Here is a 22,020-nt window from a genome sequence, read left to right as displayed (position 1 = left end):
TTTTGAAGGGAGTGAATGTCACTTGAAAGTAGGAGTTGTCGGGACGGGTTCCATGGGGAAAAATCATGCACGCGTTTATTCCTCTTTACACGATTATTGTCAATTGGCAGGAGTTTTTGACACGGATTACAAGCGCGCATGCGATGTAGCCGAACAGTCCGGAGGCGAAGCCTTCCGTTCGCTTCAAGACCTCCTCAAGAAGGTTGATGCCGTATCCGTCGTCGTTCCAACCCCAGCGCATTTTCAAGTGGGTCTGGCATGTGTGAATCAATCGGTCCATGTCTTCATGGAAAAACCGATTACCGAAACCGTGGCGCAAGCCAAAAAATTGATTGTGAGCGCGAGCGATAACGAAGTCGTTCTTCAAGTAGGACATATCGAACTATTCAATCCGACGGTCGCCGTCTTGAAAGATCTTATAAAAAACGAGGAAGTCGTGTCTATAGAAATGCACCGGTTGAGTCCGCTGGAGCAGCGCATGATCCATGCGGACGTTGTGAGCGACCTGATGATTCACGATATCTATATTTTATTTGAACTGCTCGGAAATCGGGTGAAGCAATATTTTGCGTTAGGCAAGCAGGTTGACAGCCGCATCAAGCATGCTGAAGCGCTGCTCAAGCTTGAATCCGGTACGGTTGCCGGGATAACGGCGAGTCATCTGTACAATGAGAAGGTTCGCACGATTCGTGTCGTTACTAGTAGCTGCATTATTGTTGCCGATTTATTGAACAGGACGGTTCGCAAATCTAGCCTATGGAAACCAGGCGATTCCGAGTCCGTAGCCGTACCGGATGCCGATCCCTTAAAGCTGGGATTGATTCATTTTATCGAAAGCATTCATAACAAACAAAAACCGAAAGTGACGGGAGAGGATGGTCTTGCCGCGCTTTCCTTGGTAAACAAAATCCGCCGGAAAATTTCAGCGTCACTCTAAATGAAATGGAGGAAGGAGTTCAGCTATGCGCTTCAATTCAGCAGCAATTATCGGATTGGGTTATGTGGGATTGCCGCTCGCCAAGCTATTGGTGGAAAACGGCTTGCATGTTGTGGGAGTCGATTTGGACCCTTCTAAAATAAATAAATTGCATGCCGGGAGCAGCTACATTTCGGATCTGAACGATCAGGAGATTGAGTGGTTAATGACCGGGGGGAAATTTGAGGCTGTTATGGATTATTCCAAGATCGCCCATGTCCAATCGGTGATCATATGTGTTCCTACGCCTGTTACGGAGCACGGGGCCCCCGATCTGAAATACGTCGAGCTGGCCGGTCAGCACATCGAACAAATTCCGCTCAATGGGCAGCTGATCGTCCTTGAAAGCTCTACGTATCCCGGGACGACGGAAGAAGTGCTGCTCCCGATTCTGCAAAAAAACGGGAAGCGGGTCGGGGAGCATTTTTATTTATCCTACTCGCCAGAGCGGATTAATCCCGGCGATAAACGGTTCGGTCTCACCGAGATGCCGAAAATTGTCAGCGGCGTCACGAATACGTGTCTTCAAAAAATTACAGAGCTGTATTCCCCTATCTATCAAAAAGTGATTCCCGTTTCTTCTCCACGCGCAGCTGAAATGGCGAAAGTGATGGAGAATAGCCAACGCTTCATTAACATTTCTTTTATGAATGAAATCGTCAAGTTTTGCGAAAAGATGAACATCGACGTTTGGGAAGTGATCGATGCGGCTAACAGCAAGCCTTACGGCAACTTACATTTTTACCCAGGGCCGGGGATCGGCGGACATTGCATTCCGGTCGATCCGTTGTATTTACAATGGAAAGCCGATAGCGTGGGAGCCGATCTGGAATTTATAAAAATCGCGAAAAAAGTAAATGATTCGATGCCGGACTATATCGTAAGCCGTTTAAGCCGATTGTTCGCCGATTCGAACTGGCAAGGAAAATCAATCCTCGTGCTAGGCGTCACGTATAAGAAGGATGTAAACGATCTGCGCGAATCAAGCGCGCTTCGCATCATGTCGTTACTCGTAGAGAAGGGTGCTGACATTCGTTATCATGACCCGATCGTCCCAAGCATAACGGTGGACGGATGTCCGTTTGATAGCGTGGAGCTGACCAGGGAGCAGTTGAAATCTGCAGATTGCGTATTGATATTGATGGATCACTCCGGGCTTCCGATGGAGTTTATCGTCTCAAACGCGCGGTTGGTTTTTGACACGAAACACGCCACTGGCAAATACAGAACTTTGAATCATATCGTTACATTATAAAGTTGTATGCATTAAGGAGTCTGCTAATCGCCGTAGGCTCCTCTCTTTGTTAGCGTGGTTTTTCACAGTTGTATATATTTTTGTAAACACCTAATGTAAAACATTGGCACGGGGCTACAAAAGATAGCTGGTTTGTTCATTTAGCACTTACACCAGGGCAAACAGATTGGTTAGAACCCGTGACCGATGAAGAATATATGAAACTCTAATAAATGAAAATTAACACTCAAAACGGCATCCGAATATTTCGGCATTTTGCCGTTTTTTTGTGTTGCAATATACAGTCCTGTTGTATATAGTATAACTATACAGTTAAACGATATATAGTTTCGCGATATACGTTTTCACAGGAGGAGAAACATGGAACGAGACAAACATTTGCCGTTGACCGAAACCGTTTATTACATTTTGCTGGCCTTGGTCGAGCCGGCGCACGGTTATCTAATCATGCAGAAGGTCGAAGAACTGAGCGGCGGGCAAGTTCGAATGGCCGCGGGCACGCTGTATGGCGCGATTGAGAATCTGATGAAGCAAAAGTTCATTCAGCCTGTGGCTAGCGAGGACAGCCGGCGCAAGGTGTATGCCATTACCGACAAAGGCTTGGATATTTTGCGCATGGACCTGGAGCGCATGAAGCACATGATTAACGTAACGACAGACCGATTGAGCTGAAAGGGAGGAACCCGGCATGAAAAAATACAAGTTTTTTACTAACTTCGACGAAGAAGAAAACTGGCTGATCGCTATGGCCAGACAGGGTTACCGATTCGCAAAAAAGACGTCGTTCGGCTATGAATTCGAATTGGCCGAACCCGAGGATGCAACGATAAAGATAGATTATCGCACGTTTAAAAAGCAGGACGATTTCGAAGATTACCGTGCTTTATTTGAGGACAGCGGATGGGCGCATCTCGCGGGAACGAAAAGCTCGGGCTATCAATATTTCAAGAAAGCGGGCAAAGAGGGTAGTGAAGACATTTTCTCCGATGTCGACTCCAAAGCCGGCCGTTATAAGCGGCTGTCGGATATGTGGGCTACGCTCGCTTGCTGTTTCATCCCCATCATGGCAGCGCTGATTTCCACGGACACCATCGAACCGGGCGTGCTGCTTGATCCGAAGTCGCTATATTTTACTCCGGGATTGTGGGAATTACATGGAGGGGCGTTCTGGAGAGCCTTTCTTTTCGAAACGCCATTCGCTCTGTTTAGAGGCTTCTTGTGGCTTTTCTTTCCGGCTGTCATTTTGATCTATCTGTATTTCGCGGTGAAGGCAAATAAACAATATAAGAAAACGCAAGAAGATAAAATCATCCGCAATTAGGTGAGAGTTACAAATAATAATGGGCATCCGTACTCTGCAGACGGGGATGTCCATTTTTTTATGGAGGCGGGAAGAAAAAAGTGTTTGCTCGTGACGTTACGTAACATACTACAATGAAAACGAAAGAGGTGAGCGCAATGAACAGCGAAAATGAACAATTTTTCACGGTGGGGGAACTTGCGCGAAAGGGCGGCGTGACGGTTCGTACCATGCAGTATTACGACTCATGCGGGCTCTTGGTCCCGAGCGGATACACCGACGGCGGACGGCGCATGTACAGCAAACGGGACATCATTCGGCTGCAGCAGATTCTTTTTCTCAAATCGATGGGCTTCTCCTTGGAGGAGATAAGCCAGAAACTATTGCCAGCGGATTCGGCCGCCGAGCTGTCCCAGGTGTTCAGACAGCAAAGAACGATATTAGTCGAACAGATCGCCCATATTCAACAAACGGTCGACCAAATGGATCAGCTGATTGAGGAAATCGAAACAGGCAGCGAAATCGGCATCGAACGGCTTCTTTTAATCACAAAAGCGTCCAGATCGGATAATCCGTACTTCTTTTTGAGCCGGAGTATGTCTAAGGAACAGACGGAGTATTTCATTCAACGCTTTGACGAGAACGGCGCGGCCGAATTCAATAAAGGTTTGCAAGCTTTGTCGGCGAAACTGGTTGACCTGTACCGGCGCAAAGAACAGCCGGAAAGCGTGGAAGGCCAGCAATTGGCAGAGATGTGGTGGAAGCTTGTGATGCTGATAACCAAAGGAGACTTGTCGTTGCTGCATGATATGTACGGGCTGGTGATCAACGAAAGCAGCTGGCCGCCGGATGCCGCCGATTTGAAAGAAGCCACGTTGTCATTTTTAAGAGAAGCCGTTCTTACGTATTTACGAAATAACAACATTACATTGCCCAAGAGTAAAGGAGAACGTAGTCAATGAATCGTAAAGGGGTTAACTATGACGTAGGTGTTGAAACAAGCGGCTTTATGTCACGTCCCACGTTCGATATAGGGGTCGTCAGCCGCGAGATTGCGATTATTAAAAATGACCTGAAGTGCAATGCGATCAGGATCTCGGGTACCGATCCCGGGCGTCTGATAACGGCAGCGGAAATTGCGCTCATACAAGGGCTTGAAGTATGGCTGTCGCCGCATCTTCATGACAAAGAAGAAGAAGAGACGCTGCAGTACACTGTAGCTTGCGCCGAGAGCGCCGAAGCGCTGCGCCGGCGTTACCCCAAACTGGTGTTTATACTAGGCTGTGAGTTAAGCCTATTCATGCAGGGGATACTGGCCGGCGACACGATCTTTGAACGAGTCAGCGGTCCGGACTTTATGGAAAGCATTCGGACAGGCGCGCACAACAAACCGCTGCAAGCCTTTCTTGCCAAAGCCAGCAAGGATGTCCGGAAGGTGTTTCGGGGAGAAGTCACTTACGCTTCGGCGCCGCTCGAAACGGTGGACTGGAGTTTGTTCGACTACGTCGGTCTTGATTATTACCGGGATATTCGCAATCAAGCTTCCTATGCCGGCAAGCTTAAGTCTTATGCAGAATGGCAGAAGCCTGTGGTTATTACCGAATTCGGCTGCTGTACGTATCAAGGGGCGGAGCAAGCCGGAGGAAGAGGGTGGATGATTGTGGATCGGACGATTCAGCCCCGGAAGCGCCTCAACGCGGAATATGTAAGGGACGAGGCACTGCAAGCGAAAGAACTTGTCGAGCAATTAACGGTTCTCGATGATGCAGGTGTTGAGGGGGCATTCGTCTATACGTTTGTCTCTCCGGTACTGGTTCACGATCAAGATCCTCTGCACGATCTGGACATGGCAAGCTACGGCTTGGTCAAGAGTTATGGGGACGGGCGAGGGACGCGGTATTCCGATATGACTTGGGAACCTAAACAGTCCTTCGACGCGGTATCCCGCTATTATGCAAAGCGATAACCTCCCGGTAATGCTTAACGAAAAAGAGAAGGAAGTGAAATGAAATGATGCAGAGAGCAGAAATGAAGCAGCATTCCCGGCAGACGTTGAAAAAGGGTATCCCGAGTCTGGTTGTGAACTGGCTTATTCCACTCGTTTTGTATTCCTTGCTGCGCGGTATCGTGGCGACCGACACCGCTGCGCTTGCCATTTCCGGAGCCGTTCCGGCGCTCTGGGTTATCGTGCAAATGCTCGGCGTCCGCCAAATCGATTGGATCGGACTGTTGGGGGCAGCGAGCTTTGGCGCAGCTTGCCTCATATCGGTGTTGTCCGGCGGGGGATCGATGCCGCTTAAGCTTTATCATCCGGTTGTTGCTTGTTTGATCGGAGTAGTTGCCTTGGCATCTGTGGCAATTCAAAAGCCTTTAGCACTAATCTTATTTCGTTCGCTCAAAGCGGGCGACCCCGAGCGATTCAATAAGCTGGTCGTTCGCCGCAAATTTTCGCATGCTACGTCGGTATTCGGTAGCCTGTTTATCATGGACGGGATTGTGCACGTCATCATCGCATTTTCGTTATCGACAGGCATGTTCCTGATTTGGTCGCGCATCGTTACCCTGGTCATGTTGGCCGTATTAGTCTTGGCCGTCCGATATATTCTTTGGCAAAAAAAGTACGATTGAATGTACGTCTGAGCGTTGAAGGCAGTATTATTTCGTTTTGGCTAAACCGATTGCCTTATGATCCCATAAAATGTCTGCGACGAGAGAAGCCTGTTCTTCCTTGCAAGTTACGACCAGAACGACTTCTCCCTTCCTCCCTTTTTTAATCTGGCTTTGATTTCGGTGACGCTTAGCGAAGTAAATGATCCCGCTGATCAATACACCTGTCAAAAAGCCGACAAGCGCCCCGATCAACCCCCAGATCACTGGCCCCCATGTCCATACAAATCCTTTGGAAGCCCCGACGGTGGCGAACATAAAGGCTAAGATCATGCCTTTATCGATAAACGACATTCCATCGGCACGGTGTATGCTGTCCAGCAAGCGGGGTTCTTTTTTTCGCAAATCAAGCGGTACTGCATAGATCCCGGTTATGCCGTTGGCCTCAAGTTCCGTAATTACGATTTCAAGAAATTGCGAGTATTCGAACGTGGCGAAAATCTGCATTATTCCACTTGTTCCCCTATGGCTAGAATGGTGCCTTCCGGCTGGTATTGTTGCAATAAATATTGCTTTAGCGAGTCATCGAATAATTTATTGTTTTCTATCGTATTAGCGTATGCGTCGTAAATCGTAAAGAAATAAAAAGAAGGCATATACAGGACCCACTGCATGTCCAAAACTTTGGAGGACGAATCAATATCCCCTAAAATTAAATGGTGAATGGCAAGAACAATATTGGATTGCGATACGATGATAATCGTGCTGATCAAGATGAACACAGCCAATACAATGCGGTGCAGATATAGTTGGCCTACGCTAGGTATGCCCATGGACCATACAAATGCAAGCCATGGCTTGCGTTTATCGAGATAATTGACCTCAAGCGAACCGATATTGAACTGGTTGTAGGGGCCATTTTCTCTTTGCGCAAGAAGGTACACCTTGTTCATGTCCACTGCTGTTCGATAACTGTCCCAGATCGCAAACAAGTACACGGGAATGTAGAGTGCCATGAATCGGGGATCCAATTGCTCCCTAGCCATTTGAAACTGGCCGTTAAACGAATACACCAGGGCTGAATTTAAATGGATTTTCTGATTAATGAACACTTCCCATAAGATAAGGGCATAACCGCGAAGATATTTATTCAAAAGTAAATGACCGAAACCAGGAAAGGCCATGGACCATGCGCTTATTGTATAAGGGTTTCGTTTATGCAGCTGAGTGGTCCCGAGTAAGCTTACATGGGCTTTATACCGCCGATTACCAATCGGATTTCGGAAATTTTCCAATCCCAATTCCACCTTAAAGCGCATTTTATGATTATATTCTGAGTTATGTATGGAATAATTATACAAGCATCGTTAGCTTGCCCCAAAGCATCATACCGAATGGAACGAGACCGAATCGGACATATTATGTTTAAAAATGGAAGCAGGGATCGTCATGCATGACAACCAATTTCCCCGAGTCACCCTTCCGCAGTTTCCGGAATCGTTATGGATTGCCACTTCGCGTATTCCGAATTTTCCAAAGCTGACTCATGATATCCGTGTAGACGCAGCCATCGTCGGCGCCGGCATCTCGGGCATCACAACCGCTTATCTGCTGTCCAAACGCGGGCTCAAAGTCGCGCTGATTGAAGCGGGCAACGTACTTGGCGGCACCACGGGGCATACGACGGCAAAAATTACGGCTCAGCATGATCTCATTTATGACGAGTTCATTTCGCATTTTGGCAAAGAGCAAACAAGGCTGTACTTCGATGCCAACCAAGAGGCGCTGCAGTTCATTAAGCAAACCGTCTCCGAGCATCGGATCTCCTGCGATTTGACAGAGGAGGATGCTTACATCTATACCAATGCGGAAGACTATGTGAAGAAGATCGCTTCGGAATTCTCTTCTTATGAAGCATTGGGAATACCGGGAGCTTATATGGATCAAGCGCCTTTACCTTTTCCAACGAAAGCCGCCGTCGTTATGAAAAACCAGGCTCAATTCAATCCGATGCCGTATTTGACGCATTTGTTGGAACAAGCGACACAGCACGGGTGCCAAGTATATGAACAAACGACGGCCGTAAGCGTGGAAAAAGGAAGCCCGGCAACCGTAATTACGAATGAAGGGCAGCGCATCACCTGCAATTACGCGATCGCGTGCACGCACTTTCCTTTCGTCGACGGCGGCGGATTTTACTTTGCCAAAATGCACGCCAAAAGAGCCTATATCTTAGCTGCAAAGACCGCAGAAGAGTTTCCGGGCGGCATGTTCATTAGCGCCGAGGAGCCCAAACGATCGCTCCGATCCGCGACGGTGAACGGCGAAAAAATGGTTCTCATCGCAGGCGAAAGCCACAAGACGGGGCAAGGCATATGCACATTCCAGCATTATGAGGCGCTGCAACGGTTCGGAGAGGAACAGCTGGGAATAAAAGAAATCCGTTACCGATGGTCGGCACAAGACTTGGTTACGCTCGACAAGCTTCCGTATATCGGCCCCATCACTTCGGATGACCCCAACATTCTCGTAGCGACGGGTTACAAAAAGTGGGGCATGACGACGGGAACGGCAGCGGCGCTGCTCATCGACAAGCTGGTTACCGGAAGCGAGAGCCCGTACCGGGAGCTGTTTAACCCTTCAAGATTCCACGCCGATCCGAGCTTAAAAACACTCATCGTCCAAAATGCGGATGTGGTGAATCATCTCGTGTCAGGCAAGCTGGAAATGGTCTTCAAGAAGCCGGAGGAGCTGGGAACCGGTGAAGGGGCGGTCGTCCGAGTCAACGGAAAAAGAGCCGGCGCCTACCGCGATCAAGAAGGCGCATTGCATATCGTAGATACGACGTGCACGCATATGGGATGCGAAGTCGAATGGAACGACGGAGAACGAACTTGGGACTGCCCGTGCCATGGCTCGAGATTTTCATACAAAGGGGAAGTGTTGGAGGGGCCGGCTAAAAAGCCTTTAGCCGTGCTGGAAGCAGTGGAACGATAATCTTCTTGGCTTTGCCGAAGAGCAGCTCTGCGTACGATGTACGATGGGGCTGCTCTTTATTGTATGCAATCACGGGTTCCCATCATATTTGGTTGAACCTGTGAATACATATGTTTAAAGCAAGGGTGCTTGTCTGACCGATAACGAATTGCGCGAGAGGATGAATATAGAAGATGAATGAGGCCGATCCAATCATTGCGATTCTGGGAATAGGCACAGCCGTGCCGGATTATCGTCTTGATCAAGCCGATACCGCCAGAAGATTAGCCGAAGGATTAGTTGATCATCCCGATTCCGCCAGATGGGCCAAACGAATATTCAAGCAATGCGGAGTGGACGTCCGTTACACTTGCGAACCGAATCTGTTGGAGTCTGCCGAACAATGCCGCTACTTTCCGGGGAAATCCGCGAAGCTTGTGCCTTCCACTGCGGAACGAATGGCAGTATATAAAAGAGAATCCGTACCGCTTGGGCTGAAGGCTGCGAGACGAGCGTTGTCGGAGGGCAACGTCGACTTGTCCGAAATCACGCATCTGATCACGGTGAGCTGCACCGGGCAATTCCTTCCGGGGATGGATGCCGCCTTGGTCCGGCAGCTGGGATTGGCTGCGACCGTCAATCGGATCCCACTCACTTTTCTAGGATGCGCTGCCGGATTAAAGGCCGTCGGCCTGGCGCAGCAAATCGTCGGGAGTCATCCTTCCGACAAAGTATTAATTGTATGCGTGGAACTGTGCACGCTTCACATTCAACCTTCCACTACGCGCGAAGCTTTATTCGGCGCTTCTTTTTTCGGCGACGGCGCTTCCGCTTGCATTGTAGGTGCTTCAGGACCTGAGCATCGCGGTATTTTTCAATTAGGCAAACCGTATTCCATGCTGCTGCCGGGCGGCGCCGAGGAGATGGTGTGGGAGGTAGGCAATAACGGCTTTGATCTTTATTTGTCCACCAGCATTCCGAAGCTGATAGGCCAGTTCATCGCGGAGCCGTTAGAGCAATTCGTCGATGGCGGCGAGAAGCCGAAGCTGTGGGCGATTCATCCCGGCGGCAAAGGCATTATAGATACGTTGGAGGACATGTTCGGGCTCGCGGAGGAACAAACCCGCTCCTGCCGCACGGTGCTGCGCGATTACGGCAACATGTCTTCCGCCACCATATTATTCGTGCTGGATGAAATGAGGCGCGAGCTGACAAGCCGCGGCTCCGGACGGGCAAGCGGCGTAGCGCTGGCGTTCGGGCCGGGACTGACGTGCGAGCTCATCCAGATCGATTATGTCCCGACCGTCCCATTGCAAGCGCTTGTTCGGGATGAAGCTTATGTTTAAAAGCTTCAAGCAGCGGGCGTCAACGAAGGAGCTGATGGACGACTTTACGACGGGGGGACCGGAGCTGCGGACCGCGCTGCGGCATCTTCGACGGTTGAACCGGATTTTCGGCGCCGCTGCGCCTACGCTGTACGGCGTGCAGCGTTTGTGGATCGAAGCGGACAAGCCGCGCCGCTTCTCCATCTTGGACATTGGAGCGGGGGCCGGCGATGTCAATGCTCACATTTTGCGATGGGCGGATAGGAACGGGGTCGATCTGAGAATCACGCTCGCCGATATCACGGAAGAAGCTTGCGAAGAGGCGAGGCTGCTGTTTCGGAACGAGCCGCGGGTGCATGTGATGCGAAGCGATTTGTTCGAGCTTGCGGAAGGCTGTGCGGATGTCGTCACCGGGACGCAATTCGTACATCATTTTGCTGCTCGCGAGCTGTCCGGGGTCGTTGAAAGCATGCTGAAGGCGTCCCGATGGGGTGTCGTCATCAATGATATCCATCGACACTGGATTCCTTGGGCTGCGGTATGGATGACGACAAGGATGATCTCAAGCAACAAATATATATTAAACGACGGGCCGTTGTCTGTAGCGAAAGGGTTTCGTGCGGAGGATTGGAAACGTCTCGGGGAAGCTTTGGGATGTTCCGATCTGTTTTACGCCTGGAGACCGTTGTTTCGCTATGTGGCGGTGGTCCGAAAAAGCGGTCTCAATACCGTTCATCGGAGTTGAATAGGATGAATGACAACCGGGAAGTCGCGATTATAGGCGCAGGAATCGCCGGCAGCAGCTTGGCCAAAGCTTTAGCGGATCGGGGCTGGGATACCGTTTTATTCGACCGGAAGCCGTTTCCGCGGCATAAAGTATGCGGCGAATTTCTTTCCCCCGAATCGCAGCTTATGCTGCAGCTGCTTGGCTTGGATGGACCGGTGGCATCGCTGCAGCCGAGCCGGATACATCGGACGCGCCTGGTCCTCGGCGGCGGGGACGCGATCGAAATTCCTCTCCCCGGTACCGCGCTGGGCGTAAGTCGTTATTTGCTCGATTCCGCTCTCCTTAGTGCGGCGATCGACGCCGGTGTGCATGTGCAAGCCGCAACTGCGGTTACGTCCGTATGTCCCAATGAAAGCGGGTATACGATTGAGACGAAGCAGGGGGACGTTCGAAACGCATACCATGTACGGGCGGTTATCGCCGCGTGGGGCGCGAATGGGCGTGCCGGACTTTCTTCAGCTCAACGTCAACGACCAAACAGCGAAGCGGACCCTACGTATATCGGGGTGAAATCTCATTTTAGCGGGATCGATATGGAGCCGGTTGTGGAGCTCTATTTTTTTGAGGGAGGCTATGTAGGCGTTTCCCCCATAGAAGGCGGACTCGTCAATGTCGCGGCGCTGCTGGAACGAAAATCGTTTCGGAACAACGAAAAAACGATTGCGGGGTGGATCGATGCCGCACGCCGCAGGAACGCGAAGCTGGATCGGAGGTTGGCGAATGCCGTCCCGGTCCCCGGTACTCAAGCGGCCGTCGCTCCGGTAGATTTAAGCCGCAAGCCGCTTGCGTGGGGTTCGCTTCCCCATGTGGGAGACGCCGCGCTTATGATCCCGCCGCTGTGCGGAGACGGGATGTCGATGGCGCTGCGTTCGGCTTTATTGTGCGCGCCGCTCGCAGACCGCTATTTAAGCGGGAAAATTTCGCTCGCCCGTTGGCAGCACGAATACGTACGGTCCATCCGGCGGGAATTTCACGGTCCGATGCAGTGGGGAAGACTGCTTCACTCGCTGCTCGGCATGCCAATGGCGCCTCGTCTTCTGTTAGGCGCTGTCCGGCTCGTTCCGGGACTAGCCTACGAATTGATGAAAGCGACAAGATTAAAACCGATCGATTCCTAACGCTTACATCCGTGCAATGAGGAGCATAGTTATGGATGTTCAAAAGCTTGCCGTCATGTCCATTCGATACCCCAAAACCATCATCCTGATTTGGACGATGTTTCTCATCTTCTTCGGATTTTACGCCCCCAAGCTGCCCGCCGTTCTCATGGATCACGGCCTCATGCCGGACGGAGCCTATGTTCAGGTGGAGCGCATATTGTCCTCCGATTTCCACGTTCCCAAGGACCCTGTTATCGTGATGTTCGAAAAGCAGCACGCCGTATCCCGCGAACAATTCCGGCAGTACATTCAGCAAACGTTGATCCGGCTGCAAGGAATCGACGGACTCAGCCACATCGTCTCACCGCTGGAAAGGGAAGGGATGCTGAAAGGGAATGCCGCCTATGCGCTGCTTGCTTTTACGCAATCGCCCCATGAAATGAAACCCGTCATCGACGAAATGCAAAGGCGCTTGCCCCATCATACCTCGATTTCCGCGAAACTGACGGGCAAATCGGTCGTTCAGGCGGATGTGAACCGGGCCAGCCAAACGGATCTGGGAAAAGCGGAACGGCTCGGCATTCCGGCCGCCTTCCTTATCCTGTGCCTTGCTTTCGGAGGAATCGTGGCTGCGGCAATTCCCGTTATCATCGGGGTGATCGGCGTTGCCGGCACGATGGGATTGATCTATTGGCTGGGGCAAACGATGGAAATATCCAACTTTGTTCTGAATGTCATCCCCATGGTGGGACTCGCTTTAAGCATCGATTTTGCCTTGATGCTGGTCAGCCGGTTTCAAGAGGAGCTGAAGCGGGAGAAAGCGCCGCAAGCGCTGATGACGACCATGCAAACCGCAGGCAGAGCGGTATTATTTTCAGCGGTCTGCGTCCTTTTCGGCTTAATGGGCATCTTGTTCATTCCGCTTCCTATGTTCACCTCGATCGCTATAGGCGCGATGACGGTGTTGACGGTCTCCGTATTACTAACATTCACGCTCGCTCCTGCTCTATTGTTTCTTCTGTCGCCTATCTTGAAAGCGGAGAGCCCAAAACGGCTCGTTGCTGCCGGAAATGGCCGTTTCTGGTACGCCATGTCAGCCTATGTGATGAAAAGGCCGGTCCGCTTGGGGCTGCTCGCTTCCTTGCTGCTCGGACTCTGTTTGGTGCCATTAAGCCAAATGAAATTGGCAATTCCCGATGCTGCCTCCTTACCGCCGCACTATTCTTCCCGAATGGCGTTCGAAGCCTATCAAAACCATTTCGTTTCCCGAACAAGTTCGGACGTAGTTATCGTCGTTCAAGGAAAATCGCATGGCTTGAAAAAAGAAGATTGGCTTCATGCTTACGCGCTTAGTCAACGATTGGAGAACGATCCGGCGGTACAAAGAGTGGACTCTGTTTTTTCGAGGTTGCGCATGCAGCCCGAATCGCTGTTTTTCCTATATCAAAAACCGGCATTAAAAGCGAACTACGAGCCGATTCTTCAATCCTTTGTTAAAGACAACCGCATGCTGTTGCGCGTGACACTGGACGGAGAGCCCTCCTCTCAAGAAGTGATGCGTTGGCTCAGGCATTGGGAGCAGGAAGGAGAGTCTTCCCATCTTCCTTTCTTGTTAGGCGGTGAAGCGAAGTACCAGCAGGAAGTGTTCGACAGCATTTTTCAAAACATCAAGTACGTACTCTTATTCATTTTCATCTCCAATTATGCGGTGCTGTTCTTCGCCTTCCAATCTGTTCTCATGCCCATCAAAATGATTGCGATGAATTTGCTTAGCCTCGGGGCATCTTTCGGGATTCTGGTGTGGATCTTTCAGGAAGGGCGCTTCGGAATCGAGCCTGGCAGCATTGCGATCATGATTCCCGTATTTATTTTCGGGCTCGTTTTTGGCATCAGCATGGATTACGGGGTGTTCCTCGTATCGCGAATTTTTGAGGCCTACCAGCGGACAAAAGATAATAGCCGAGCCATACTGGCAGGTCTGACCACGGTCAGCAGGCTCATTAATTCGGCGGCTGCGATTATGATTGCGGTCACGGTGCCCTTCGCCTTCGGAGAAGTGGCCGGGGTCAAGCAGCTTGGGATCGGCATAGCGTCAGCGATTTTGATCGATGCCACGATCGTTCGGATGATGCTCGTACCGTCTTTGATGAAATTGCTCGGCAAATGGAATTGGTGGCGTCCGTAAAGCTTTGGGTGAAATTGGTTTACATTTCCGATCGTCTTGTGTTACTTTTAATAGGAATGTAACACTCGCAGCCTTCAACCAAGGCGATAGAAAGTGGGGGGAGCAGGAGTGAGCGTGCCTTTGAGCGACTACGTGATTAGAGAGATTGAGCTGGACGAGCTGCCCGCAGCCATCGATTTCGTGATGGACATTGTAAGGGAAGTATTTCCGATGCTACGGCAGCCTTACTCGCAGCATTCGATAAGGAAGGAGCCATTGCGGCTACGGCGGCTTTTTTGCCCTACGATGACCGGATCGCTGAAATAAAAGGAACCTATGCGGCAAGGACGACCGCGGAATTGGTGAAATGCTACGTAAAGCCGGAGCTGCGGCGTCTTGGATTGGGCACCGCCTTGGTCCACAGGCTGCTTCCGATCGCCCGGGACAAAGGGTATGAGATCATGTATTTGCATACACACCGTTTTTTGCCTGGAGCCGTCGGGTTCTGGGAAAAGCAAGGATTTACGTTCCGGCTGGAGCCGTTTGACCGTTACGAAACGGTGCATATGGACAAGTATTTGGCGGAATGAGGGTGGGAATCGGTGTCTAGCCATAACCTGAAAGAAAGAATTACAGAGGATTGGAACTGGCGGTCTCAGGAGTACACGGGGCGAAGCGATATGTACTTGCAATCGGAGAAGCAGCAGCGCCTGTGGCAACAAACATTGCACGGTTTGATTTCATCACAAGGGGAAAGGACGCTCGATATTCTCGACGTCGGTACGGGTCCCGGGTTTCTTGCGCTGCAATTTGCGCGAATGGGCCATCAAGTCACGGGTCTCGACCTGTCGCTGAGCATGCTGGAGATCGCTTCCGAGAAGGCGGCGCAGCGGCAATTAAACTGTACGTTCCTTCAGGGCGATGCCGAAGCGCTTCCGTTTGCGGATTGTTCTTTCGATATTGTGGCTAACCGGCATTTGCTCTGGACGCTGCCCCATCCGGGAAGAGCCATCCGGGAATGGATGCGCGTGCTGAAGCCGGGCGGACGGCTGCTCATTATGGACGGAGATTGGACGAGCCGTCATTTGTCCCGAAAACAGAAGCTGCGCATAGCGATGGGCCATACGCTGACGTTTTTCACCAAAGGGAAGATCCCGTGGAAAGGAAAAGGGCGGGGGTACGACGACATGGCGCACCTGCTTCCTTTTAGCGGGGTGGACCCGGGCAAGGTCATTGCTTTGATGGAAGCGGCGGGACTGGAAGAGATCAAGGAATATGATGTGCAGCATTTGCTGGCGGCCGACGCGGAATCGTTCCCGCTAGCTTATCGTTGGAGTTTTATCGACAGCCACCGGAGATTTATTGTAGCCGGCAGCAAGCCTGAATAGAGAAGCATACACAAAACAAGAATGCTCGGCCATGAGATGGTCGGGCGTTTTTCGCTTATCTTTACAATTCTGAATTTTTTTATTTATTTTCCAAGCAATGTGTGCTACATTTTATTAAAATCATAACACGATTTTTGTAAATTATGCCAATACCATGTATCGCTTTCTTGTATTCCATTTGTCGAGGTGATCTTTCGATTATGTTTGCTTCATCCAAGCGTTTGTTCCAATGTTCCAATATGCTTACGGTCATGCTCAGCGTGACGCTCCTGCTTTCCGCCTGCACGGAGAAGCCTTCTTCGGACGCAGCCACGGACAACGGCAAATCAACCGAAGCGGGGGCGAAGACGATCCGATTCTCTGCGGCGGGCGATATCGGTCCGCTGAACCCGCATATGTATGCGCCGAACCAAATGTTCGCGCAGAATATGGTGTACGAATCGCTCGTGAAATATGTAGACGGCAAAGTTGTTCCGCATCTGGCGGAAAAGTGGGAAGTGTCCGGCGACGGCAAAGTGTACACGTTCTTTCTGCGCAAAGACGTCAAGTTTTCCGACGGAACCCCCTTTAACGCGGATAACGTCGTCAAAAACGTGAAAGCCGTTCTGCTGAACAAACAGCGTCACAGCTGGCTTGAGCTGGTGAATCAGCTCAAAGATGCGGTAAAAGTGGACGAGTATACCGTAAAAATTACATTGGCCAACCCTTATTATCCGATGCTGCAGGAGTTAGCCTTAATCCGGCCGATCCGCTTCTTGGGCGAAGCGGGCTTCCCGGTGAGCGGCAATACGTCTGAAGGCATTAAAGCGCCGATCGGCACCGGGCCTTGGGTGCTGTCGGATTACAAGATTAATGAATACGCGGAATTTAGCAGAAATCCAAACTACTGGGGCGAAAATCCGAAAGCGGATAAAATCCGCGTAGCCGTCATTCCGGACGGCGAGTCTCGAGTGCTGGCGTTCGAGAAAAAAGATATCGATGTGATATACGGCGACGGAAGCATCAGCCTGGATTCGTTTAAATATTTGAAGGAATCGGGCAAGTACGAAACGGCCATCTCCGAGCCGCTCTTTACCAAATCGATCGCGCTGAATACGAATAAAGGACCGCTCAAAGATATTAACGTCAGAAAGGCGATCGAGCATGCATTTAATAAAAAAGCGGTCATCAACAATGTGTTCTACGGCACGGACAAGCTGGCCGATACGCTGTTTCCGCCGAACTTTCCTTATTCCAGCGTCAAGCTGACGCCTTACGCGTACGATGTGAGAAAAGCGGAGAAGCTGTTGAACGATGCCGGCTGGGTGCGGCCCGCAAAGAAAGAGTTCAGGGAAAAAGACGGCATCCCGCTGGAACTGGAGCTCAGCTTCGACAGCGTGAACAATGTACATAAGGCGATCGCGGAAGTGCTTCAAGGCGATTTGAGGAAAATCGGCATCAACGTGAAGCTGATCGGCGAAGAAAGCCAGCTGTTCGGACAGCGTCAAACCAACGGCAACTTCCATATGATCTTCAGCGATACGTTCGGCATCCCGTACGACCCGCATGCCATGGTTTCGTCGATGCGCGTTCCGTCGCACGCCGACTATCAGGCGCAAGCCGGCTTGCCGATGAAAAAGGAGCTCGACCAAAAAATCGAGGCCGCACTGCTCAGCACGGACGAAAAGAGGCGGCAAGAGCTGTATAACTATATTCTTACTACACTGCATGACCAGGCGGTGTACCTGCCGATTTCATACGGTACAAACCTGACCGTTTACCATAAGAACATTAAAGGCGTAAAGTTCGGACAAATGAATAGCGAGATTCCCTTCGAGAAAATGGATAAGGAATAGGAGTTTAAAGGGGATGATGACCTGGCTCATCACAAAGCGAGTAATTAGCGTCCTACCGATTTTGTTCGGTGTTTCCGTTATTACGTTCCTGTGCGTTCGTCTGCTTCCCGTCGATCCGGCCGAAGCGTACCTGCGGTTGTCCAAAATTCCGATATCGGACGAAGCGGTTGCGCTCGTCCGCACCGAGCTTGGGCTCGATCGTCCGCTGTACGTTCAATACTTGAACTGGCTGGGCGGCGCGCTGCGGCTCGATTTCGGCACCTCGTATATCAGCAAAAAACCGGTATGGGATGAAATGATGACCTATCTTCCGGCGACGCTGCAGTTGACTTTTTCATCGATTGCGCTCGCCTTTGTCATCAGCTTGCCGATCGGCATCTTGTCGGCGCTATACAAAGACCGGTTGTTCGATCACTTCAGTCGGACCCTCTCGTTTATCGGAGCGGCGACGCCGAGCTTTTGTCTCGGTTTCCTATTGATCTACTTTTTTTCATTAAAATTAGGGTATTTTCCCGTATCGGGGAGAGGCGGTTTGCTGCATCTGGTGCTGCCGTCCCTTACCCTTGCTCTAGCATCGGTTGCGGTGTATACGCGAATGCTTCGAGGCAGTACGCTGGACGAGCTGCACCAGCCGTATGTGCTCTATGCAAGGGCGAGAGGCATCCGCGAGAGCCTCGTCATCGGCAAGCACGTATTAAAAAATGCGATCACCCCGCTCATTACGACGATGGGGATGCACATCGGCCACAAATTAAGCGGTTCGATCATCGTGGAAAACGTGTTTGCCTGGCCGGGCATCGGCCGTCATTTCGTCAATGCTCTGTTCGGCAGGGATTATCCGGTTATTTTATGTTACGTGCTGCTGGTCACGACGATCATTATCGTTTGCAACCTGCTGATCGATATTTTTCATATGATCATCGACCCCCGGGTGCGCCGGAAAGGAGCGGATTAGCATGAATTCCGCCGTGTGGAAAAAGCTGATCCGCAATAAGCTGACATTGCTCAGCTGCATGATGCTTGCCGTAATGCTGGTTCTTGCCGTATTTGCTCCGTGGCTCACGCCGCATGATCCGAATTACATTGCGCTGGAGCATAAGCTGGAAGGGCCGTCTTCGACCTTTTGGCTGGGGACCGACCATCTGGGCAGAGATATTTTGTCACGGCTCATCTATGGGACCAAAATTTCGCTCGGCATCGCATTTATCGTGATGGTATTAATTATTTTCGTCAGCGTCGTGGTCGGAACGATATCCGGTTACAGCGGCGGGATCATCGACCGCGTGTTTATGCGTTTTTGCGATTTGTTAATGGCGTTCCCGAGCCTCATTCTTTCGCTTGCGATGCTCGGAATTCTCGGGCCAGGCCTCGCGAATGTCGTATTTGCCATGGTGATGTCGTACTGGGTTTGGTACGCGCGCTGGATCCGCGGCATGGTCATTACGGCAAAGCAGAAAAATTTCATTCTGGCCGCCAAAATTGCCGGGACGCCGAGCTACAAGATCATTTTGATGCATATTGTTCCGAACATATTGCCTCCTACACTGGTGTTGGCCACTTTAAATCTCGGGAGCATGATTCTGAGCATCTCCGGACTCTCCTTCCTGGGACTGGGTATTCAGCCTCCGATGCCCGAATGGGGCGCAATGCTGACTGACAGTAAGCAATTTCTCAAAAGTAATCCGATGCTGATGCTGTATCCCGGTGTATGCATTCTTCTCGTGGTCATGGCCTTTAATTTTATCGGAGACGCTTTGAGGGATGCGTTCGATCCGCGTCAGGAGAGGATGGAGGTCAAGTAAATGGACAAGCACATACTGCGTGTAGATCATTTACATATTAGTGTCTCTACCCCTCAAGGGAAGAAGAAGATCGTGAACGACGTCAGTTTTGATTTGAAAAAAGGGGAAATCCTCGGTCTTGTCGGAGCGAGCGGCAGCGGCAAAACGATGACCTGTCTGGCGATCATGGGTCTGCTTCAGGAGTCGGCCTTCATTGAACATGGGGCGATTCACCTTGAATCGCAAAATCTGCTTAAATTGCAAGCGAGTCGAATGAGAAGCGTTCGAGGCAAGGAGATCGCGGTCATTATGCAAAATCCGATGAGCGCTTTTAACCCTACGATTACGATCGGCCATCATGTTATCGAGACGCTTCGTACCCATCGGCCGTTTTCACGGAAGGAAGCCCGAGAGCTGGCCGCGACGTATCTCGCGAGAACAGGGCTCCCTCACCCGGACCAATTGATGGGGCAGTATCCGTTTCAATTGAGCGGGGGGATGCTGCAGCGAGTGATGATCGCCATCGCGATGTCGCTGCAGCCGGCCGTATTGATCGCGGACGAGCCTACCACCGCTTTGGATACGACGCATCAAGTCCAATTGCTGGAGCAAATGCACCGCCTATGTGAAGAGCAGGAAACCGCGATGCTGCTCGTCTCGCATGATCTTGGCGTTATCGCTTATATGGCGGACGAGGTGATGGTCATGAATCAAGGAAGCATTGTCGAAAAAGCGCCGGTCGCCGAGCTGTTTGACCGTCCGCAGCATCCGTATACCCGGATGCTGCTGCAAGCCAGACCCGGTATTCAGCTCGTATAAAGTCCGGCTTCCAAAAGGAGGAGGTTCGTATGCTTGAATTAATCAATATCAATAAAAGCTATACGATCGGCGGATCTACCTTCTTTCGTAAGCAAACCATGAAAGTCGCCGACGATATTTGCCTGACGTTGGAACAAGGCATGTGTCTGGGGCTGGTCGGAGAAAGCGGCTCCGGCAAAAGCACGCTCGGCAAGATGATTCTCGGCCTGGAGCAGCCCGATGGCGGAGAAATATGGTTTGAAGGCAAAAATTTGCTGACATTGAATAAAAAGGAACGCCTGCGGATGCGCCGGCACATTCAAACCGTCTTTCAAGATTGCTACAGCTCGCTGAATCCCCGATGGCCTGTTTACGAATCGATCCGGGAGCCGCTTGCCAATTTTGAGAAGCTCAGCGCGAGTGAAGAAAAGAGAACGATCCAGGAGCTGCTGGTCGCGGTTGGCTTAAAGCCTGAGGATATGACCCAATTTCCTCATCAATTTAGCGGCGGACAGCTGCAAAGAATCAGTATCGCCCGGGCGATCGCGCTGAGGCCTAGGCTGGTCGTGCTGGATGAGGCCGTCAGCAGCCTTGATGTGCTGATTCAGCATCAAATCTTGCAGCTGCTGATGGAGTTGAAACAGCAATTCAAGCTATCCTACTTGTTTATCTCGCACGATATCATGGCGGTTCGGTCGATATCCGATCCATTGGCCGTGATGTCCAATGGGCGAATTGTCGAAACGCTGAGCGTGAAGGAGCCGCTTTCCTCCATGAAGCATCCGGCATCGAGACAGCTCGTGGCTTCCATTCTGCCCAGTCACCCTAGAGATCGACATGCGTCCAAGCTCGTTTCTTCTTCTGCAGGTTAGTCGATCATTTGATTTTAATGTGTAAAAACGATGATAAGGAGTGGAAACTATGATCACGAATGAGCAAAGTTATGACGTATGGTGGAATAATGCGGAAGGCGAATCCGTCATGGAAGAGGGGCATTTGAAAGGCTGGCAGCAGCTCATTTCAACCATGAAAGAAGAGGATTTATCGAATTGTTCTGTTCTGGACTTCGGCTGCAATCGAGGCGGGTTCTTGCGGCTGCTTCATCAAGCCAAGCCGTTCAAGGAAGCGGTCGGCATTGATTTGGGATGGGAATCGGTCGCCATCGCCAATGAACGAAAAGGCAATCTGCCGATCGACTACGTTGTCTCCGGATCGCCGGAGCAGCTCGAAAAGAAGTTCGACTTGGCCTTTTGTTTATCCGTCATTTATTTGATCGACGATTTGAAGACGCACGCATGGAAATTGAGCCGAGCGTTAAAGCCCGGCGGCGTATACTACGCAACCTACAACGATTTATCGTCCAACCCCAGCAAAGACTATTTTAAGGAAGAGATCGAGAAGTACAGCCACTTGAAGGCCAATATTCATTCCCTTGACGATATTGCTTCGGCTTTTATGAACGAGGGGTTCCAAGTGGAAATCAAGCGCAGAATCCCAACGGATTTCATTGCCATCTCTGCACAGGAAAAATATTTTCGAACGCTTAGCGATGAATTGATGTCGGCATATGAAAGCTCGTACATTTTCCGATTCACGCGGCCGTAGGCAACGGTTGCATGTTTATAGGCCCGACATACAAGGCGGGAAATTAAGTTCGCAGACAGCCGAGCCGTATCCGTATTGCCCGGTACCGGGTGATACCGTGAATGAACGGAGACGGCACCAACT

Annotated in this window: 23 protein-coding genes and 1 pseudogene; 22 read left to right on the top strand and 2 right to left on the bottom strand. The window is 50.9% G+C overall.

Going from position 1 to position 22,020, the window contains the following annotated elements; translation table 11 throughout:
* Window positions 1-22: 22 nt before the first annotated feature.
* The 8 genes and pseudogenes from ACFQI7_RS26980 (at window position 23) to ACFQI7_RS26945 (ending at window position 6,159) form a co-directional block, all read left to right on the top strand.
* Window positions 23-937, top strand: a complete 915-nt coding sequence (locus ACFQI7_RS26980; protein WP_218100697.1) for a Gfo/Idh/MocA family protein — start codon at window positions 23-25, stop codon at window positions 935-937.
* A 25-nt stretch (window positions 938-962) separates the two neighbouring features.
* Window positions 963-2,231, top strand: a complete 1,269-nt coding sequence (locus ACFQI7_RS26975; protein WP_218100698.1) for a nucleotide sugar dehydrogenase — start codon at window positions 963-965, stop codon at window positions 2,229-2,231.
* A 92-nt stretch (window positions 2,232-2,323) separates the two neighbouring features.
* Window positions 2,324-2,440, top strand: a pseudogene (locus tag ACFQI7_RS26970) (cupin domain-containing protein); the annotation flags it as partial.
* A gap of 151 nt (window positions 2,441-2,591) precedes the next feature.
* The gene (locus tag ACFQI7_RS26965) at window positions 2,592-2,903 is read left to right on the top strand and encodes a PadR family transcriptional regulator (protein ID WP_218100699.1); all 312 of its coding nucleotides are present in this window, start codon (window positions 2,592-2,594) and stop codon (window positions 2,901-2,903) included.
* A 16-nt stretch (window positions 2,904-2,919) separates the two neighbouring features.
* Window positions 2,920-3,552 carry a DUF2812 domain-containing protein gene (locus ACFQI7_RS26960; RefSeq protein WP_218100700.1) on the top strand — a complete coding sequence of 211 codons (633 nt, stop codon included), beginning with the start codon at window positions 2,920-2,922 and terminating at the stop codon, window positions 3,550-3,552.
* A 137-nt stretch (window positions 3,553-3,689) separates the two neighbouring features.
* Window positions 3,690-4,493, top strand: coding sequence for a MerR family transcriptional regulator (locus ACFQI7_RS26955; RefSeq protein ID WP_218100701.1), 804 nt, complete (start codon window positions 3,690-3,692; stop codon window positions 4,491-4,493).
* Window positions 4,490-5,497 carry a hypothetical protein gene (locus ACFQI7_RS26950; protein WP_218100702.1) on the top strand — a complete coding sequence of 336 codons (1,008 nt, stop codon included), beginning with the start codon at window positions 4,490-4,492 and terminating at the stop codon, window positions 5,495-5,497. The genes ACFQI7_RS26955 and ACFQI7_RS26950 overlap by 4 nt, the downstream gene beginning before the upstream one ends.
* Before the next feature lie 44 nt (window positions 5,498-5,541).
* A complete protein-coding gene (locus tag ACFQI7_RS26945) occupies window positions 5,542-6,159 on the top strand; it encodes a VC0807 family protein (RefSeq protein WP_218100703.1) in 618 nt (205 codons plus the stop codon).
* A gap of 27 nt (window positions 6,160-6,186) precedes the next feature.
* Here the strand turns inward: ACFQI7_RS26945 and ACFQI7_RS26940 are convergent, their stop codons facing one another.
* The gene (locus ACFQI7_RS26940) at window positions 6,187-6,645 is read right to left on the bottom strand and encodes a hypothetical protein (RefSeq protein WP_218100704.1); all 459 of its coding nucleotides are present in this window, start codon (window positions 6,643-6,645) and stop codon (window positions 6,187-6,189) included.
* On the bottom strand, window positions 6,645-7,433 hold the full coding sequence (locus tag ACFQI7_RS26935) for a hypothetical protein (protein ID WP_218100705.1): 789 nt from the start codon (window positions 7,431-7,433) through the stop codon (window positions 6,645-6,647). The genes ACFQI7_RS26940 and ACFQI7_RS26935 overlap by 1 nt, the downstream gene beginning before the upstream one ends.
* Window positions 7,434-7,587: 154 nt before the next feature.
* Here ACFQI7_RS26935 and ACFQI7_RS26930 point away from each other — a divergent pair, with 154 nt between their 5' ends.
* From ACFQI7_RS26930 to ACFQI7_RS26865, 14 genes are all read left to right on the top strand, one after another.
* Window positions 7,588-9,135 carry an FAD-dependent oxidoreductase gene (locus ACFQI7_RS26930; protein ID WP_218100706.1) on the top strand — a complete coding sequence of 516 codons (1,548 nt, stop codon included), beginning with the start codon at window positions 7,588-7,590 and terminating at the stop codon, window positions 9,133-9,135.
* A gap of 173 nt (window positions 9,136-9,308) precedes the next feature.
* Window positions 9,309-10,460: a type III polyketide synthase gene (locus ACFQI7_RS26925; RefSeq protein ID WP_218100707.1), complete on the top strand. Its 1,152-nt coding sequence runs from the start codon at window positions 9,309-9,311 to the stop codon at window positions 10,458-10,460.
* Complete coding sequence (locus ACFQI7_RS26920; protein ID WP_218100708.1) at window positions 10,453-11,184, top strand: methyltransferase domain-containing protein; 732 nt, start codon at window positions 10,453-10,455, stop codon at window positions 11,182-11,184. Before ACFQI7_RS26925 ends, ACFQI7_RS26920 begins: the two co-directional genes overlap by 8 nt.
* A gap of 5 nt (window positions 11,185-11,189) precedes the next feature.
* Window positions 11,190-12,344: an NAD(P)/FAD-dependent oxidoreductase gene (locus ACFQI7_RS26915; protein WP_218100709.1), complete on the top strand. Its 1,155-nt coding sequence runs from the start codon at window positions 11,190-11,192 to the stop codon at window positions 12,342-12,344.
* A gap of 31 nt (window positions 12,345-12,375) precedes the next feature.
* Complete coding sequence (locus ACFQI7_RS26910; RefSeq protein WP_218100710.1) at window positions 12,376-14,511, top strand: MMPL family transporter; 2,136 nt, start codon at window positions 12,376-12,378, stop codon at window positions 14,509-14,511.
* 108 nt (window positions 14,512-14,619) lie between these two features.
* Window positions 14,620-14,817, top strand: coding sequence for a hypothetical protein (locus ACFQI7_RS26905; protein ID WP_230415245.1), 198 nt, complete (start codon window positions 14,620-14,622; stop codon window positions 14,815-14,817).
* The gene (locus ACFQI7_RS26900; RefSeq protein WP_230415247.1) at window positions 14,787-15,080 is read left to right on the top strand and encodes a GNAT family N-acetyltransferase; all 294 of its coding nucleotides are present in this window, start codon (window positions 14,787-14,789) and stop codon (window positions 15,078-15,080) included. The genes ACFQI7_RS26905 and ACFQI7_RS26900 overlap by 31 nt, the downstream gene beginning before the upstream one ends.
* Before the next feature lie 12 nt (window positions 15,081-15,092).
* On the top strand, window positions 15,093-15,878 hold the full coding sequence (locus ACFQI7_RS26895; RefSeq protein ID WP_218100711.1) for a class I SAM-dependent methyltransferase: 786 nt from the start codon (window positions 15,093-15,095) through the stop codon (window positions 15,876-15,878).
* A gap of 200 nt (window positions 15,879-16,078) precedes the next feature.
* Window positions 16,079-17,713, top strand: a complete 1,635-nt coding sequence (gene nikA, locus ACFQI7_RS26890; RefSeq protein WP_230415249.1) for a nickel ABC transporter substrate-binding protein — start codon at window positions 16,079-16,081, stop codon at window positions 17,711-17,713.
* 16 nt (window positions 17,714-17,729) lie between these two features.
* Window positions 17,730-18,668 carry a nickel ABC transporter permease gene (gene nikB / locus ACFQI7_RS26885; protein WP_218100817.1) on the top strand — a complete coding sequence of 313 codons (939 nt, stop codon included), beginning with the start codon at window positions 17,730-17,732 and terminating at the stop codon, window positions 18,666-18,668.
* A gap of 1 nt (window position 18,669) precedes the next feature.
* Window positions 18,670-19,515, top strand: a complete 846-nt coding sequence (gene nikC / locus ACFQI7_RS26880; RefSeq protein WP_218100712.1) for a nickel ABC transporter permease subunit NikC — start codon at window positions 18,670-18,672, stop codon at window positions 19,513-19,515.
* Window positions 19,516-20,313, top strand: a complete 798-nt coding sequence (locus ACFQI7_RS26875; protein ID WP_218100713.1) for an ABC transporter ATP-binding protein — start codon at window positions 19,516-19,518, stop codon at window positions 20,311-20,313. It begins immediately after the preceding gene.
* A 29-nt stretch (window positions 20,314-20,342) separates the two neighbouring features.
* Window positions 20,343-21,164 carry an ATP-binding cassette domain-containing protein gene (locus ACFQI7_RS26870; RefSeq protein WP_218100714.1) on the top strand — a complete coding sequence of 274 codons (822 nt, stop codon included), beginning with the start codon at window positions 20,343-20,345 and terminating at the stop codon, window positions 21,162-21,164.
* 49 nt (window positions 21,165-21,213) lie between these two features.
* Window positions 21,214-21,897, top strand: a complete 684-nt coding sequence (locus ACFQI7_RS26865; RefSeq protein ID WP_218100715.1) for a class I SAM-dependent methyltransferase — start codon at window positions 21,214-21,216, stop codon at window positions 21,895-21,897.
* Window positions 21,898-22,020: the final 123 nt, after the last annotated feature.

Origin of the sequence: Paenibacillus allorhizosphaerae (assembly GCF_042659105.1) — a bacterium.
In the GTDB taxonomy this organism is placed as follows: domain Bacteria; phylum Bacillota; class Bacilli; order Paenibacillales; family NBRC-103111; genus Paenibacillus_G; species Paenibacillus_G allorhizosphaerae.
Note: the sequence above shows the minus strand (reverse complement) of the source record. Positions and strands in the feature narration are given on the sequence as shown.